The organism is Brevibacillus sp. AF8 (assembly GCF_021270385.1).
GTDB lineage: Bacteria > Bacillota > Bacilli > Brevibacillales > Brevibacillaceae > Brevibacillus.
This window is the reverse complement of sequence record NZ_JAGQDN010000001.1, coordinates 669,168-684,529: the sequence shown is the minus strand read 5'-3', so window position 1 is coordinate 684,529 and position 15,362 is coordinate 669,168. Positions and strand designations below refer to the sequence as shown.

17 protein-coding genes and 1 pseudogene are annotated in these 15,362 nt (G+C 46.3%); 11 read left to right on the top strand and 7 right to left on the bottom strand.

Features of this window, described 5'->3' with window-relative positions; genetic code table 11:
* Positions 1-2: 2 nt before the first annotated feature.
* From KB186_RS02645 to hfq, 3 genes are read left to right on the top strand one after another with little or no spacing between them, the layout of a single operon-like run.
* Positions 3-788 carry a class I SAM-dependent methyltransferase gene (locus KB186_RS02645; protein ID WP_173607944.1) on the top strand — a complete coding sequence of 262 codons (786 nt, stop codon included), beginning with the start codon at positions 3-5 and terminating at the stop codon, positions 786-788.
* Complete coding sequence (gene miaA, locus KB186_RS02640; RefSeq protein ID WP_173607943.1) at positions 785-1,744, top strand: tRNA (adenosine(37)-N6)-dimethylallyltransferase MiaA; 960 nt, start codon at positions 785-787, stop codon at positions 1,742-1,744. The genes KB186_RS02645 and miaA overlap by 4 nt, the downstream gene beginning before the upstream one ends.
* A gap of 29 nt (positions 1,745-1,773) precedes the next feature.
* Entirely contained in the window at positions 1,774-2,013 is a 240-nt protein-coding gene (gene hfq, locus KB186_RS02635; protein WP_007719110.1) for an RNA chaperone Hfq, read from the top strand.
* A gap of 115 nt (positions 2,014-2,128) precedes the next feature.
* On the opposite strand, the gene KB186_RS02630 is transcribed toward hfq, so the two are convergent.
* The 4 genes from KB186_RS02630 to KB186_RS02615 form a co-directional block, all read right to left on the bottom strand.
* Positions 2,129-2,272, bottom strand: coding sequence for a hypothetical protein (locus KB186_RS02630; protein WP_221869135.1), 144 nt, complete (start codon positions 2,270-2,272; stop codon positions 2,129-2,131).
* Positions 2,273-2,370: 98 nt separating this feature from the next.
* Positions 2,371-2,802, bottom strand: a complete 432-nt coding sequence (locus tag KB186_RS02625) for a VOC family protein (RefSeq protein ID WP_173607941.1) — start codon at positions 2,800-2,802, stop codon at positions 2,371-2,373.
* A 121-nt stretch (positions 2,803-2,923) separates the two neighbouring features.
* A complete protein-coding gene (locus KB186_RS02620) occupies positions 2,924-4,147 on the bottom strand; it encodes a multidrug effflux MFS transporter (protein WP_221869134.1) in 1,224 nt (407 codons plus the stop codon).
* A 47-nt stretch (positions 4,148-4,194) separates the two neighbouring features.
* Positions 4,195-4,662: a MarR family winged helix-turn-helix transcriptional regulator gene (locus KB186_RS02615; protein ID WP_217366854.1), complete on the bottom strand. Its 468-nt coding sequence runs from the start codon at positions 4,660-4,662 to the stop codon at positions 4,195-4,197.
* A 200-nt stretch (positions 4,663-4,862) separates the two neighbouring features.
* Here KB186_RS02615 and infC point away from each other — a divergent pair, with 200 nt between their 5' ends.
* Positions 4,863-5,348, top strand: coding sequence for a translation initiation factor IF-3 (gene infC, locus KB186_RS02610; protein ID WP_232773054.1), 486 nt, complete (start codon positions 4,863-4,865; stop codon positions 5,346-5,348).
* A gap of 21 nt (positions 5,349-5,369) precedes the next feature.
* Positions 5,370-6,122: a DUF4184 family protein gene (locus KB186_RS02605; protein ID WP_232773053.1), complete on the top strand. Its 753-nt coding sequence runs from the start codon at positions 5,370-5,372 to the stop codon at positions 6,120-6,122.
* A gap of 35 nt (positions 6,123-6,157) precedes the next feature.
* Here KB186_RS02605 and KB186_RS02600 read toward each other — a convergent pair whose 3' ends face one another.
* A complete protein-coding gene (locus tag KB186_RS02600) occupies positions 6,158-7,108 on the bottom strand; it encodes an AAA family ATPase (RefSeq protein WP_173607937.1) in 951 nt (316 codons plus the stop codon).
* A 504-nt stretch (positions 7,109-7,612) separates the two neighbouring features.
* Between KB186_RS02600 and hflX the strand changes: the two genes are divergently transcribed.
* The 4 genes from hflX (at position 7,613) to glnA (ending at position 12,139) form a co-directional block, all read left to right on the top strand.
* Positions 7,613-8,905: a GTPase HflX gene (gene hflX / locus KB186_RS02595; protein ID WP_173607936.1), complete on the top strand. Its 1,293-nt coding sequence runs from the start codon at positions 7,613-7,615 to the stop codon at positions 8,903-8,905.
* A 7-nt stretch (positions 8,906-8,912) separates the two neighbouring features.
* On the top strand, positions 8,913-10,190 hold the full coding sequence (locus KB186_RS02590) for a methionine gamma-lyase family protein (protein WP_232773052.1): 1,278 nt from the start codon (positions 8,913-8,915) through the stop codon (positions 10,188-10,190).
* 168 nt (positions 10,191-10,358) lie between these two features.
* Positions 10,359-10,769 carry a MerR family transcriptional regulator gene (locus KB186_RS02585; protein WP_015891641.1) on the top strand — a complete coding sequence of 137 codons (411 nt, stop codon included), beginning with the start codon at positions 10,359-10,361 and terminating at the stop codon, positions 10,767-10,769.
* A gap of 35 nt (positions 10,770-10,804) precedes the next feature.
* Positions 10,805-12,139, top strand: a complete 1,335-nt coding sequence (glnA, locus tag KB186_RS02580; RefSeq protein WP_047067708.1) for a type I glutamate--ammonia ligase — start codon at positions 10,805-10,807, stop codon at positions 12,137-12,139.
* A gap of 59 nt (positions 12,140-12,198) precedes the next feature.
* On the opposite strand, the pseudogene KB186_RS28525 reads toward glnA, so the two are convergent.
* Together KB186_RS28525 and KB186_RS02575 are read right to left on the bottom strand one after the other, a co-directional pair.
* Positions 12,199-12,469: pseudogene (locus KB186_RS28525) on the bottom strand (tyrosine-type recombinase/integrase); the annotation flags it as partial.
* A 104-nt stretch (positions 12,470-12,573) separates the two neighbouring features.
* On the bottom strand, positions 12,574-13,164 hold the full coding sequence (locus KB186_RS02575; protein ID WP_232773051.1) for a TetR/AcrR family transcriptional regulator: 591 nt from the start codon (positions 13,162-13,164) through the stop codon (positions 12,574-12,576).
* A gap of 419 nt (positions 13,165-13,583) precedes the next feature.
* On the opposite strand from KB186_RS02575, the gene KB186_RS02570 reads away from it, so the two are divergent.
* Positions 13,584-14,756: an MFS transporter gene (locus KB186_RS02570; RefSeq protein WP_232773050.1), complete on the top strand. Its 1,173-nt coding sequence runs from the start codon at positions 13,584-13,586 to the stop codon at positions 14,754-14,756.
* Positions 14,757-15,095: 339 nt separating this feature from the next.
* A complete protein-coding gene (locus KB186_RS02565; RefSeq protein ID WP_232773049.1) occupies positions 15,096-15,338 on the top strand; it encodes an SOS response-associated peptidase in 243 nt (80 codons plus the stop codon).
* Positions 15,339-15,362 lie beyond the last annotated feature (24 nt).

Here is a 15,362-nt window from a genome sequence, read left to right as displayed (position 1 = left end):
GCGTGATTGTTACGACAGGACTTGAGCCTGGTGAAGAAACCTTGCGTCACGCAGCTGAATTGGCTAGTACATTGGGGCTACAAGTTGTGAATCGACGCGATTTTTCATTGGGTCAAATGCGCAAGCGATATGGGGTAGAAGAAGTATTGGTGGTTTCCGCTCTCGGAGCACGTCTGGAAGTGCCGGGAAAAAAACCATTCTTTTTTCATCCGAACACATCTGCTTTTCGTATAAAGCGGCTCATGCGCGGCGATACTGATACTATGCTTGTTGCTTGCCAAATTCATCCAGGGGATGAAGTGTTGGACGCCACCTTGGGTTTGGGTGCAGATGCGATTGTATTTTCGCATGCGACTGGCGCAAATGGGAAAGTCGTTGGCATCGAATCAGAGCGACTGCTAGCCATCTTGGTAGAAGATGGGTTACGGCACTGGTCATCTGATGCGGAAGAATTGGAGCAAGCCATGCGTCGTATTGAGGTGCGATGTGGCAACCATTTAGAAGTACTGAGAGGACTGCCCGCCCGTTCCTTCGATGTCGTTTATTTCGATCCCATGTTCGAAGTAACTGTACAAAGTTCGTCGGGGATCGCCGGAGTCCGTGAGCTCGCCAATCCAGATGCTCTTTCCGAGGAGGCTGTTTTGGAAGCGCAGCGAGTTGCGAGAAAACGTGTGGTAATGAAAGAAGGAAAAGAAGGTAGGATGTACGAGCGCTTTGGTTTTACGCCGTTTCGCTCCCGCGGCCAGCAGGTCGTGTACAGCTACAAAGAGATAGGTGGAGGGGAGTGACCTTGCAACAGAGAGAAAGGCTAGTCGTGATTATTGGCCCAACAGCGGTCGGCAAAACCCAGCTTAGTCTGGAGCTGGCCGAACAGTTCGACGGTGAGATTATTTCCGGAGATTCCATGCAAGTATACCGTGGGATGGATATTGGCACCGCAAAAGCAGAACCTGAGGAGCTTGCGAGCATACCGCATCACCTCATTGATATTAAAAATCCAGACGAGGAATACTCTGTTGCGATGTTTCAGGAAAGTGCCGCAGGATTGATTACAGACATCAACCAACGTGGCAAACTTCCGTTTATCGTCGGCGGAACAGGTCTGTACATAGAATCGGTTACCCATCGATTTCAGTTTTCCACCACTTCTCAAGACCCTGAGCTGCGTGATCGACTGCAAAGATTGGCTGACAGTGAAGGCGTGGAAGCACTACACGCCCGATTGGCCGATGTCGATCCGATTACAGCCGAACGCTTGCATCCCAATGATGTAAAGCGGGTGATTCGCGCACTGGAGATTTATGAAAGCAGCGGGTACAAAATGTCCGACTTTCAGCTGCGGGCGCAGCATTCCCCTTATGATTTGGTGATGATTGGTCTCACGATGGACCGCGCAAAGCTGTATGAACGAATCAACCACCGGGTCGAACTCATGATCGAAGCGGGACTGGTTGAGGAAGTGAGGGAGCTTTTGGATGCTGGCTATGACGCGTCACTGGTCTCCATGCAAGGCTTGGGGTACAAAGAGCTCATTCCTTATCTGTATGGAGAAATCACCCTAGAAAAAGCGGTGAATGACATACAGCAGCGAACGCGGCATTTTGCCAAACGCCAACTCTCCTGGTTCCGTCGCATGGAAGAAATTCAATGGTTTGACATGACTGATCCAGCTGAACAGAGGAATAACGTGGAAACTATCAAGCGAATATTGGCAGGAAAGTTTCAACAATTGCCGAATATATAACATACAAGTCCTTTTAGGGGGTAGTGTACATGAAACAGACGATCAACATTCAAGATACGTTCTTGAATCATTTGCGGAAAGAAAACATCGCGGTTACCATTTACCTTGTGAACGGATTTCAATTGCGCGGGTATATTAAAGCATTCGATAATTTCACGATTGTGATTGATAGCGAAGGCAAGCAACAATTAGTATACAAGCATGCGATCTCCACTTTCACTCCGCAACGCCCTGTATCGCTCATGTCTCAGGAGAACAACCAACAGTAAGCGAAGTAACACCAACAGCCAGGATACATGTGATCCTGGTTCTTTTTTATAATTTGGCTCGAATGAGGGTAGGGATGATGGAAATCAATAATGATGCTGATTACAAAACGTACTTTTATCGCAGGATATTGACGACCACGGCCATCATTCTGTTCATTTCGACTTCAGTGGATGGATTTTGGAGTTCTGAGTCCGGAGAGAATACGTGGGGGATGATTTTATTTTCTGCTGTTTGGTACTCTGGCGCATCCTGTTTCATTAGTGCATTTCTCATCAATCAGAGGTGGAAATACCTTCAACGCAAAAAGTATCAATAAAAAAAGCCCTGACGCTGTTGAAGCGAACAGGGCTTTCACATTACTCCATGCGATGATTATTCGTGTAAATTTGGAACGTGATGCCGAACTTGTCCTTCACATTGCCGTATGCCGGGCTGAAGAACGTCTCTTGCAGAGGCATAATCACTTGACCGCCTTCTTGGAGGGCATCAAAAATCTTATGCGATTGCTCTTTATCATCGGTCGAGATGCAAATGGTCACTTGATCACCAAGCTGATGCGGTTGTCCTGGGAAGGTATCGGAAAACATCAGTTCAGTTTCACCAACGCGAATAGTAGCATGTCCGATACGATTCTTGGCTTCTGCTGGTAATGGGAACTCCGGATTTTCCGGCATTTCACCGAAGGTTTGCTTGAACAGCACTTCAGCACCTAACGCACCCTCGTAAAAGCTAATCGCGTCACCAGCAGTACCATCCAAAACGATGTAAGGAATCAAACGCAATGCCATGTGTCAACATCTCCCTTGGTTTTCATATGACCAACTTGTCAAATCCACTTACTATTATTGCCTATAATTTGATTGTAATGCACAGAACGTATGTTTGCAAGTGGTGAATTGATCACGACGCTCAAGAACTCCGGCGAACCATAACTACGTAGCAGACAATGGCGCCGATCGTAGAAAGAGCAATGATGATCCCCATTGGTACTGCTGTATGTTCGCCGCTGATTCCCACAAGTGGCGCGACAATGCCGCCGCTAATGAAGGAGAGAAGCCCCTGAAGAGCAGATGCGCTTCCTGCCGCCTTGCTTTGATTTTGCATGGCGAGAGAAAAGCCTGTTGCCCCGACAATCCCTACGCTGGATACGACAAAGAATAAGGGAACGAGCACAGCAATAAGACCAGCTTGTAGGAGAATCATTGCCAGAAGGAGGATTCCGCCGACCCCGGCAATGGTAATCCCTGCAATGAACAAGGAAGTTTCTTTCACTTTCCCTGCAAGCTTCCCTGTGATTTGACTCGCAATAATAATACCTACCCCATTAATCGCGAAAATGAGACTAAACGTTTGTGGAGACACTTCAAATATTTTTTGAAAAACAAATGGAGAACCGGCGATGTAGGCAAACATAGCAGCAGTCACCAGCCCCTGTGCCATGGCGTAACCCATGAAAACGCGATCCTTTAACAAGGTGCCAAACGTCGCCAGTGTGTTGCCGATTCCCGCCTTGGATCGGCGATCTTGTGGCAATGTTTCTGGAAGAGCAAGCAGCACGACGAGGAACATGATAGCGCCGATCAGGCCCAAGACGACAAACACGCCGTGCCAGGTAGTGAATTCCAGAATTTGTCCCCCTAGGATAGGTGCCGCAATCGGAGCAATCCCGTTAATAAGCATCAAGAGGGCGAAAAACTTCGTCAGTTCTGTCCCCGCGTACAAATCGCGAACCGTAGCGCGAGCGATAACAATTCCAGCAGAACCCGCAAGACCTTGTACGAAGCGAAGCAAGACGAACGTATAAATAGAGGGAGCTACCGCACATAAAAAGGAAGAGACGGCATACAAAATGAGTCCAATAATCAAAGGGATTCTTCGACCGCGTACGTCGCTGATCGGCCCCGCGAACAATTGACCAATGGACAGGCCGAGCATGCATGCTGTCAAACTGAGTTGGGTCATGGAGGTGCTCGTTTGCAAATCATCGGCAAGCATAGGAAGTGCAGGTAAATACATATCTAAGGATAGTGGGCCGAATGCAGAAAGCGATCCTAGTATCGCAGCCATCCACAGTCGGCCTGATTTGTTGCCGGTAAGGGACGTGGAATCAAGTTCTTTTGCTAGTTTATTCACGGCAAGCTGTCAAACCTTTCTCATTATTTTTCCGGAAAAGAAGCTTTTTACAACGCAGAAGTGGGCTGCGTATTTTGCGAGTAAAAAGCTTGGAGGTTGCTGTGCATGCGATCGAGCAAGCCACGCAACACATCCTTTTCTTCCTCAGAGAATCCGATGAAACAGTTTTCCTCAATGACGCGTAATACTTCTTTGACATGTTTGGTAGCCATCCGACCTTTGTCGGTAAGATAAACGCGGGAGATACGTTGGTCCCGTTCGTCTGCTCGGCGCTCGACAAGTCCCGATTTGGCCATCCGATTAATCATGACGGTAAGCGTAGCGGGCTTTACCCCGATTTTCCGGGCCAATTCTCTTTGGATCATTCCATCTTTTTCAATCAAGCGCATCAAGAGTATAGGCTGACCGGGATAGACGTCGTATTTTTGAATCAGAAATTCTACATTTTGCCGATGCAATTTCATCACATGCGACGCAGAATGGGTTAATGCGGTTGCATAACTAAACTCCACCAAAGTACCCCCAATTAATTAGTTTGCTAATGAATATTCTGTTAAAGACGTCCGTAAGTTCACACCTTGTCCTATTATACAAAAACGATGCGTCTTCGTCATGAAAATGATTTGCATGTACGAGCTTTGGAAGGATACGCTGCATTCTTTGGAGAAGTAATAATGTCCTTGAAAATCGAATGAACAGGTTAGGTGAGATCAAGATGATCCTGAATGAAAAAATAAAAGCGGCAGTCGTACAATTAACAGGAGTAAACGGAGAAGATCTTGGAATCATCTCCACAAAAGAAGCGCTTCAAATGGCAAAAGAACAGGGAGTGGACCTGGTCTGTCTTTCTTTGGCTTCGAGTCCGCCGCCTTGTCAGTTAGTGAATCGAACGAATTATAAGGAACAGCTAATCAAAGAAAACGCCAAAAACCGAAAAGCAGTAAAAGGCGTAAAAGTAAAAGAAATTCGTCTAAGTGCCTACATCGAAGACCATGATTACGATACGAAAAAAAGACAGGCAGAACGAATTCTTTTATCTGGGGATGCTGTGCAATTGATTGTAAAACTGGAGAAAAAGGAAAATCAGGAAGCCAAGCGATTACTTGAGCAGCTCATCAAAGATCTGAATCATTGTGGAAAACAGGATAAAGGGATTCAAGTAAGCGGCAAGCAGGTAGTTGCCAATCTATTGCCGCTCTAATCAAGAAAAGGGAGTAAGCGCATGCCTTTTACTTTTGCTCATCCGGCTATTGTTCTACCGTTACGCAAATGCAAGTGGTTTTCGTTCTCTGCCCTCGTTTTCGGCAGTATCGCACCCGATTTTGAGTATTTCTTGCGGATGCAGCCATTCAGTGTGTACAGTCACACCATGCCCGGATTGTGGCTGGTTGATTTGCCAATCGCGATCCTATTAGCGTTTTTGTACCAGCACGTGGTCAAAAAGCCGTTGCTTGCACGTTTGCCGGAGTGGATGGGACGAGGGCTCAACTACACAAACAATGGGAGCGGAATGCCAGCGTGGCGAACAACAATTGTATTTATATACTCCGCGATACTCGGTAGTCTGAGTCATATCGCATGGGATGCCTTCACCCATGACGGTGGTCGTATGGTTGACCACTTTTTGTTCTTGCAACAATCCCTCTTGATCGCTCATTATCAAGTCCCAGTTTACAAACTGCTGCAGCATGGTAGTACCCTTCTCGGCGGGTTGGCCATTTTGTATGTTATTGGACAAAGGGCGCGGAAAAACAGACAGATCGTCATGAGACAAGTACCTGTCTTGGAAAAATGGTTGTTCTGGTTTGGTGTAGGGTTGTTTGGTATCGTGACGGTCTTTTTGCACGCATTCGTGGTAAAAGGAATTTCACCCTTCGTCCATCCTATGCAGCAAGTCGTCCCGTTTCTCTCTGGATCACTGCTTGGAATCGTGGTGCTCTGCTTCGCCTTGGACAGGCTCAGGTTGAAAAAGTAGAATCCCTCAATATGATATGAGGGATTTTATTGTTTCTAAATGGAAAAATCCTCAGACTTCAAATTCATTAAATCATCACGGGTTGGGTCAGGAATTTTCAGCAATCTAACCGCTTGCACACGTATTGCCTTTTCAATATTATTTCGTACATATCTTGCATTACTGAAATTTACTTGAAACGGATCACTCGTTACTGTTATCAGTCTTCTTCTCAGTTTTTCACTTGCTTCAGCAGAGATTCTATACTCCTTGTTCTTTGCCATTACATTTGCAATTTCCATCAACTCATCCACCTCATAATCAGCAAAGTTGATGTGGACGGGAAAACGGGAAGGCAGTCCCGGATTTAACTCAAGAAATGTATCGATTTCATCATTGTACCCGGCAATTATACAAACGAAATCATTGCCAAAGTCCTCAAGGCATTTTGTAAGGCAATCGACAGCCTCTTTTCCAAAATCTTTTTCACCGCCGCGAGCTAATGAGTAAGCCTCATCGATAAATAGGATTCCTCCCATGGCTTTCTTAACAAGATCACGTGTCTTTTGTGCCGTGTGCCCAATGAATTCACCAACGAGATCTGCACGTTCAACTTCAGTTAGATGGCCCTTCGTTAAAACACCCATTTCCTTAAAAATCTTTCCGAAAAGGCGTGCAATTGTTGTTTTCCCAGTACCGGGATTTCCTTTAAAAACCATATGGAATACTTGCTTCTCAACTTTAAGTCCGTGTCGCTCCCTTGCTTTATTCATTTTGATGAGCGCATAAATTTCATAAATCGTTTTCTTGGCTTCATGTAAGCCAATCAGACTTTCTAGTTCTTCAAAAACAGTTGTTAAATTTGAACTCGACGTGGTGCGCACTATTTCAGGTAAAGTATTTAGCTGCTTAACACTTACTGGTCGATTGAATACAACTTGAATTCGATTATTACTACTTGAAGATTCGAGCACCTCCGTTTGAGGAATAGCTCCTGCTTGCTTCACATGTTTCACCTGCCTTGACCTTCATACAGAAAGTATACTCAGGAACATCGGAAAACCTGCCAATTTTTACGCGAGAGATTGAATAGGAGAAGTCTTTGAAGGGGTTGTTGTGAAAGCCAGAAGATTTCGCATAAATGGGATCAGTAGATAAACGACCATTACTCCGTTAGCGAAGAGTGATGGTCGTTCTGTTTTCATCAAGGAATGCCGTTCAAAATTCTACAATATGATATAATCTTCCAAAACAAAGGACTTTACCAAACCTACAAATTGATTGATTTCATGAAGATCTCCTCAAGGAAGAGGAGGATACCTTGCCTGATGGATATGATGACAAGGAACTTCGCAAAGCAATTAGCAAAGTGATTCCGCTTTTCGTCAAGGAGATTTTCTCAGAGAAAGCGGCGGGTAACCCATGACATATGTTGATTTCAGTTGGCATGCCCCACTGCCGTAACGTTTTGGGCAAAATGTGGTATGATAGTCGTGAAGGGGCGTGAATCGGTGAACGATCTGATCAAAACGCAAGAAACAGCCATACTGGTTGGTTGCTATTTAGATAACCGGGATGAAGAAAGAACCCGTCTTTCCATGGAAGAGTTGCATGAGCTGGCTGATACTGCTGGTGTAGAAGTACTGGACGTCATCACGCAAAATCGGGACAGGGTTGATTCTGCCTGGTATTTGGGGACTGGAAAAATTGATGAAATCGCGCAGAGGGCTGAAGAGCTTGATGTGGACGTCATCATTTTCAATGATGAGTTGTCTCCGAGTCAGACTCGTAATTTGGATAAAGTGTTTGATTGCAAAGTGATTGATCGCACGCAGCTCATTTTGGATATTTTCGCAGGACGTGCACAGTCGCGTGAAGGGAAAATCCAGGTAGAGCTGGCGCAGTACAACTACTTGCTGCCGCGGCTTGCCGGGCAAGGGAAACAGCTTTCCCGACTCGGAGGCGGTATCGGTACACGCGGCCCAGGTGAAACCAAGCTGGAAAGTGACCGACGTCATATTCGCAAGCGCATCAGTGAACTTAAGCAGCAATTAGAGGATACTGTTCGGACGAGACAATTGCATCGGGAACGTCGGAAGAAAAACAACGTGTTCCAGATTGCGTTGGTCGGTTATACAAACGCCGGGAAGTCGACGATCCTCAACAAGCTTACGAATGCAAACACGCTGCAGGAAGACAAACTGTTTGCCACTTTGGACCCGACGACCAGGCAATTGGAGTTGCCGAGCGGACTGGATGTGCTATTGACGGATACGGTTGGCTTTATTCAAGACTTGCCAACGAGTCTGGTTGCTGCATTCCGTTCGACGCTGGAAGGTGTAAAGGAAGCAGACCTCATCCTGCATGTGGTGGATAGTCATCACCCTGATTTCCAAGTACACATGGAAGTCGTAGACAAGATCTTGCGCGAGCTAAAAGCAGAAGAAATTCCGCAGCTAGTCGTTTTCAACAAGGCAGACATGCTTGCAGAAGGCTCTTATTTGCCGCGTGCAGAAGAATCGATTTTGATTTCTGCCATGCGGGATGATGACCTGAAGCAACTGCTCACCCGGATTGAGTCATTTGCGCTGCAATCCTTTAATGAAATGAAGCTGCGCGTTCCTGTCGAGCGCGGAGATATTCTCTCCCTCCTGCATCGGGATGGGGTAGAGATGGAACAAGAGTTTAATGAAGAGGAAGCGGCCTACTTGATCACCGTCCGTGTGAACAAGGAAAATCCGATATACGGAAAGATTGTTCCTTTCCTCCTGGATAAACCAGAGACTGTTGAAGAGAGTTGGTAAGTAACAGATGTTTTCATATTTTTCCCATGGAGAAAAGCTTCGTCCCCTCGTGATGGAGGTGGAAGCGACGATCTCAGAGAGACATCGTCAAATTTCCGCTTTGGTGGATACGAATCAACTGAAAGTATTGCGTTCCTTCCAAAAGCACGAGGTCAATGAATTTCATTTTTCAACATCCACAGGATATGGCTACGATGATTCTGGACGGGCAACGTTAGAATCGATTTACGCCGAAGTATTCGGTGGAGAAGCGGCTTTGGTGCGCAACCATATCATCTCGGGTACACATGCGATTGCGATTTCTTTGTTTGGCATTCTTCGTCCGGGCGACGATCTTCTCTATATTACGGGCAAACCGTACGATACGCTTGAAGAGGTAGTAGGTGTGCGCGGCGAAGGGCAAGGTTCGCTCAAGGATTACGGCATCGGTTATAGCTACGTGCCTTTGACACTAGAAGGAGAAATTGATTTTGTGGCAGTTGCACAAGCGATTTCGCCTAAGACGAAGGTCATTGGGATTCAACGTTCGCGAGGCTATGCAGACCGTCCTTCTTTCACCATCGCGAAAATCCAAGAGATGATTCGGGTTGTAAAAGAAATCAAGCCTGATCTGATCGTATTTGTAGACAACTGCTACGGAGAGTTCACGGAGGAGCAGGAGCCATTGCACGTAGGTGCAGACATCATGGCTGGCTCTCTCATCAAAAACCCGGGTGGCGGCTTGGTCAAAACAGGCGGTTATATAGTAGGACGCGAGGATTTGGTTCAGCTTGCTTCGTATCGGATGGCAGCACCGGGAATTGGCGCAGAGGGGGGCGCATCGCTCTACTCGCTACTGGAGATGTTCCAAGGCTTTTTCTTGGCTCCACATGTCGTGGGAGAAGCTCTCAAGGGAGCGGTATTCTCTTCGGCAATGCTGGAGCGTTTGGGCTTCAAAACAAATCCACTGTGGCATGAACCGCGAACCGACCTGATTCAATCCGTGGAATTCGGCAGTGCTGAACGGTTGATCACGTTTTGCCAAGGGATACAAAAAGCAGCACCAGTCGATTCCCACGTCACTCCGTATCCAAGCGAAATGCCTGGATACGCTGATCCTGTGATTATGGCAGCCGGTACGTTTATTCAAGGGGCGAGCATCGAGTTTTCGGCAGATGGTCCGATTCGTCCACCGTACTTGGGGTTCGTTCAAGGTGGTTTGACGTACTCGCACGTAAAAGTGGGGATTTTGACGGCGCTGAATGGGATGTTGGAAAAAGGCTTACTCGAAATACCGGGTGAATAGGGTAAAAACGCAAGGAATGGCGGCATTCTCTGGATGATGGAGGATGTCGTTTTTTTATGTAAGAAAACTGTACATAACTTTTCGTGTAATATTATCTAACATCTATTGACAGGGATTTTGTTATAAAATAGAATAAGGCTAAGAAATACGAAACAGGAGGGACAAGTCATGAGTGATGACCTTCGCCGGAATATGGCCCTCTTTCCCATTGGGATCGTCATGAAGCTGACGGATCTCACTGCGAGGCAAATCCGTTATTACGAACAAAACGACCTGATTCAGCCCGCCCGCACAGAAGGGAAGCAGAGGCTCTTTTCTTTCAACGACGTAGATCGCTTGTTGGAGATCAAGGCTCTGATTGAAAAAGGACTGAATATTGCAGGGATCAAGCAAGTCCTGCAAATGCAAGAGCCTGCTATGGAACAAACAGAGATTACCACGACGTCCGAAGAGAAACGCAAGGACATGTCCGACAAAGAGCTGCATCAGCTCCTAAGGCAACAGATTATGTATCGCGATGCCACTCGCCATGGCGAGGGTGCATTGATACGTGGAGAGCTTTCCCGCTTCTTCCACTAGATAGAAAGCCGAAATAGAGACTGGAGGAGAGAAATGTGAGCAAGTTTACAAGAGAAGACATCATGCGCATGGCCAAAGAAGAGGACGTAAGGTATATTCGACTGCAGTTTACCGACCTGATGGGGATCATTAAAAACGTAGAAATCCCGCTGTCCCAATTGCCAAAAGCACTCGATGGCAAAATGATGTTTGATGGTTCTTCCATCGAAGGCTTCGTTCGCATCGAGGAGTCCGACATGTACCTGGTGCCTGATCTGGATACATGGGTTGTATTCCCGTGGGGCAATGAGTTTGGTAAAATTGCACGTCTGATCTGTGATATCCACATGCCAGATGGCTCTCCGTTCGAAGGAGACCCGCGCTACATCCTGAAGCGTGCCTTGAAAGAAGCCGAAGAAATGGGCTTCACAGCTTTCAACGTAGGTCCAGAGCCTGAGTTTTTCCTGTTCAAGCTGGACGCAAAAGGTGAGCCTACGCTGGATTTGAACGACCAAGGCGGATACTTCGACTTTGCTCCACTCGACTCCGGTGAAAACTGCCGCCGTGATATCGTATTGACGCTGGAAAAAATGGGCTTTGAAGTGGAAGCATCTCACCACGAGGTAGCTCCTGGTCAACACGAAATCGACTTCAAGTATGCAAATGCACTCCAAGCCGCTGACCAAATCTTGACGTTCAAACTGGTTGTTAAAACCATCGCGCAAAAGCATGGTCTGCATGCGACCTTCATGCCAAAACCGCTGTACGGTGTAGCTGGTTCCGGTATGCACGCGAACCAATCGCTGTTCCGTGGGAAAGAAAATGCTTTCTATGACGAGTCCGATGTAATGGGACTGAGCCAAACAGCGAAGCATTACCTGGCAGGTATTTTGCAACATGCGCGCAGCTTTACTGCGATCACGAACCCGCTCGTAAACTCCTACAAGCGTTTGGTTCCTGGTTACGAGGCTCCTTGCTACGTAGCGTGGTCTGCGAAAAACCGCTCTCCATTGATCCGTATCCCTGCTTCCAGAGGTTTGAGCACGCGTATTGAAGTGCGCAGCCCAGACCCTGCAACGAACCCATACTTGGCGTTGGCAGTGATGCTGAAAGCTGGTTTGGACGGAATCAAAAACAAGCTTACACCACCACCTGCTATCGATCGCAACATCTACGTGATGACCGAGCAAGACCGCGAAGCAAACGGAATCGAGAACTTGCCTGCTACTTTGAAGGAAGCAATCGAGTGCCTGAAAGCAGATCCGGTGATTTGTGAAGCATTGGGCGAGCATGCATTGGTACACTTTATTGAAGCGAAAGAAATTGAGTGGGATATGTTCCGCACACGCGTTCACGATTGGGAGCGCGAGCAATACATGACTGCTTACTAATAAGCGAAACCCCTTGTGCCTGTAGGTGCGAGGGGTTTTTTCTATTTGGTGGGCAAATTTCATTTTTTTGGAGGTTTAACATTTTTGCCCACGATTTGCCCACTGTTTTTTTCTGAGTACACACTCTCCATGTAGCTTTCAAACTTGTCCATGTTATCTAATTCGATTTTCTTTGAGATGTGGGCATACACATCCGAGGTGATCTGGATGCTACCATGGCCTAATCGTTCTTGGATGTATTCATATATCAGTTCCAGTTTCCAATAAAAGAACTGCGTGAGTGTGTCTGAGAGAGTGAATAGGGATAGAGGGAATGTTCAATCGTTTAAGTGTATTACGAGATTGAGGCCAGATCGTCGTACAGCATACAAGGATGGCAGGATGGTTTAATTGTCATACACAAAATGGGCAGGGCAGAGCAATAGCGAAAGGAGCTAACCCAGCAGTTCTTTGGCTCCGTTCATTACTAAGGGTAAAGACTGTTTAACGAATGATTCCGCACTTATTAGACGCCCCTCATTGTTCCAAACGTAAGCAGCCCCATACATTCCCCAACTTAACATGATAGAAGCCGTATTTATTAAAAATTGCGCGTTTGGAGTCGATAGCATCTTGTCTTTGTCTATAAAGGAAAGAAGTATCGTTTGAATTTTTTCCTTTATTTGAATTTCGAATACAGGTACAAGGGATGTATTTCTTCTTTTGCACATAGTGCTTAGACCCTCGTGAAATTCGCATACCCCGAGAAAAATACTCTGAATTGTTTCTTCATTCAATACTTCGTGACCGCTTATTCTACGATTTATGATTGTCATAAATGATTCCATTAGTCTGGCCTCAAGAATTTCGAATTTATCTACAAAGTGCGCATAAAAAGTCGCTCTGTTAACAGTAGCTCGCTCTGCAATATCCCTAACGGTTATCGATTCAAAGTCTTTTTCTTGAATTAATGAATCAAAAGCGTCTTGAAGGAGTCGCCGTGTACGTATCACACGAGGATCAGCTTCATTCTTTTTAATTGTCATGGTTAAGATCTCCCCAGTAAAACGACATTATAGAAATGGTGTTGTCTATACAACGGTTTATGGTTATTGCTGATTGCCTACCATTCGGTTGATATTATAGCATACAAATACAACAAGTGTTGTTCAAGCAACTAATGTTGTATTGAAACAAAGTGCTGAATGCCGTTTTTTCAAAAGGAGGAGAGAACCATGTCGGTTTCACAACCGTCGCAAATGAGGGAGCACCAACTTTTTTTGAAATTATTCGATAACGCCTGTCGATCCATAGCTATGATCCCGAGATCAAGATTTCGCGAGAGGAATAGACCGAAACATTACGGCAATCCCCGCGCTGGCTCCTTCAGCTGCTAACATGCAGCCGTGGCTTTTTCGTTATCGACAAAAATGTAGTTATATAAAACACATCAGGAGAGTGAATTATGAAGAGCACATGGAAAGTTTACGTTCTAGCCTTGATCAGCTTTTTAGTTGGAACATCCAATTACATCGTTTCCGGAATATTAGACCGAATCGCAGAGACATTGGGAACAAACGTTGCAGCAGCAGGTCAGCTCATTACGGTTTATTCCCTGGCCTATGCAATTGGTACTCCTATTTTGATGGCGCTGACGGCCAAAATGGACCGGCTTAAGCTCCTACTTTATTCGCTGGGCCTCTTTATTGCCGCGAACCTGCTGACATTTATATTGTCCGGCTTTGGTTTCTTCATTACCGCGAGAATCATTACGGCGTTAGGCGCCGGGGTGGTCACAGTTAACGCGCTCAGTATCGCAGCCAAAATCGCTCCGCCAGGTAAGCAGGCCAGCGCCATCGCGAACGTCACCATGGGGATTACCGCATCGCTCATCATCGGCGTTCCGCTGGGGAGACTGGTAGCCTCTGCTTTTGGCTGGAAAACGGTATTTCTGGCCATCGCGATTGTCGGGGGCTTGGCCATGCTTGTCATTGCTGCTGTTATACCACGTATGCAGGGTGACAAGCCTGTCCCTCTGATCAAACAATTTGCTTTGTTAAAAAAACCTCAGGTTTTGGTTGCTTTAGCGATTACTTTTTTCTGGTTGGGAGGATATTCACTCGCCTATACTTACTTATCCCCTTTTCTGCTAGAGGTGACTCATTTGAATGAATCATTGATTAGCGCAGCTCTGTTCGTGTTCGGCGTTGCCAGTTTGATTGGCTCGAAAGTAGGCGGCTACAGTGCGGATAAACAGGGCATCAAATACACGCTCGTTTCTGGGATGGTGCTTCATGTCATTTCGTTAATTTTGCTATCCTTAGTCGGACAGTCGGTCATTGCCGTATTCGCCATTTTGATCCTCTGGTCTTTTGCCGCTTGGTCATCCGCTCCCGCGCAGCAATTTAACCTAGTTTCGCTTGTTCCTGAATCCACGGGCGTCATGCTGAGCTTGAACAGTTCCATGATGCAGCTTGCCATGGCTGTCGGCGCAGGAATCGGCGGGCTGATCGTTAACCGTGTTTCTTTAGCATCCATTACCTGGTTCGGCGTACTCGGCGTACTCATCGCCATCATTGCTGTGTTTGTATTGTCCAGCATGGCATCACGGCATCCGGTGGTTCAATCAGTGGATTAAGGGTATGCTGACTTAGCTGAAAAAGCAGGGCATCGACGACGCTCTCCTATAACCGTATTCCGTATATTCAAAGCTCGCAATCACCGAAGCACAAAACGAGTAAAACGAGGTTATCAGTAATTCCTAATATAACAACTCATACGTTTGTACTTGGTGACAGCGACGTTGGTACTACTTCATTTTGCTAGAAATCATACCGGGGTATCCTATAATAAAATACTTGATATAAACTACTACTTGATATAGATATCCATTGAAATGAGGGAATTCTCCATACTTTTAAGCATAAAGGTTAAAAACGCGCGCTGAGACGCTCACTGAAAAGCAGCCTTTCGCCGGTTGTTTGAGAGGAAACGATGCATTGTACCAGCAGATGGATTTTATGAATGGGAGCAGCGTGAGTCAGGGAAACAACCGATGCGGATCATGATGAAGACAGGGGAACCGTTTGCTTTTGCTGGCCTATTTGATACCTGGATGAGTCCAGGAGGTAATAAACTCCACACTTGTACAATCATCACTACCAAACCAAACGAAGTGGTCAAGGACCTCCACAATCGCATGCCTGTGATATTGCGTTAACAGGACGAATCAGCATGGCTTGAT

Excerpts from the sequence above, each read along its gene's own strand:
- KB186_RS02575 (WP_232773051.1), bottom strand. The coding sequence starts at position 13,164 with ATGACAATTAAAAAGAATGAAGCTGATCCTCGTGTGATACGTACACGG.
- KB186_RS02630 (WP_221869135.1), bottom strand. The coding sequence starts at position 2,272 with ATGAAACAGGATGCGCCAGAGTACCAAACAGCAGAAAATAAAATCATC.
- hfq (WP_007719110.1), top strand. The coding sequence starts at position 1,774 with ATGAAACAGACGATCAACATTCAAGATACGTTCTTGAATCATTTGCGG.
- KB186_RS02590 (WP_232773052.1), top strand. The coding sequence starts at position 8,913 with ATGTTTTCATATTTTTCCCATGGAGAAAAGCTTCGTCCCCTCGTGATG.
- KB186_RS02570 (WP_232773050.1), top strand. The coding sequence starts at position 13,584 with ATGAAGAGCACATGGAAAGTTTACGTTCTAGCCTTGATCAGCTTTTTA.
- infC (WP_232773054.1), top strand. The coding sequence starts at position 4,863 with ATGATCCTGAATGAAAAAATAAAAGCGGCAGTCGTACAATTAACAGGA.
- KB186_RS02605 (WP_232773053.1), top strand. The coding sequence starts at position 5,370 with ATGCCTTTTACTTTTGCTCATCCGGCTATTGTTCTACCGTTACGCAAA.
- KB186_RS02625 (WP_173607941.1), bottom strand. The coding sequence starts at position 2,802 with ATGGCATTGCGTTTGATTCCTTACATCGTTTTGGATGGTACTGCTGGT.
- KB186_RS02585 (WP_015891641.1), top strand. The coding sequence starts at position 10,359 with ATGAGTGATGACCTTCGCCGGAATATGGCCCTCTTTCCCATTGGGATC.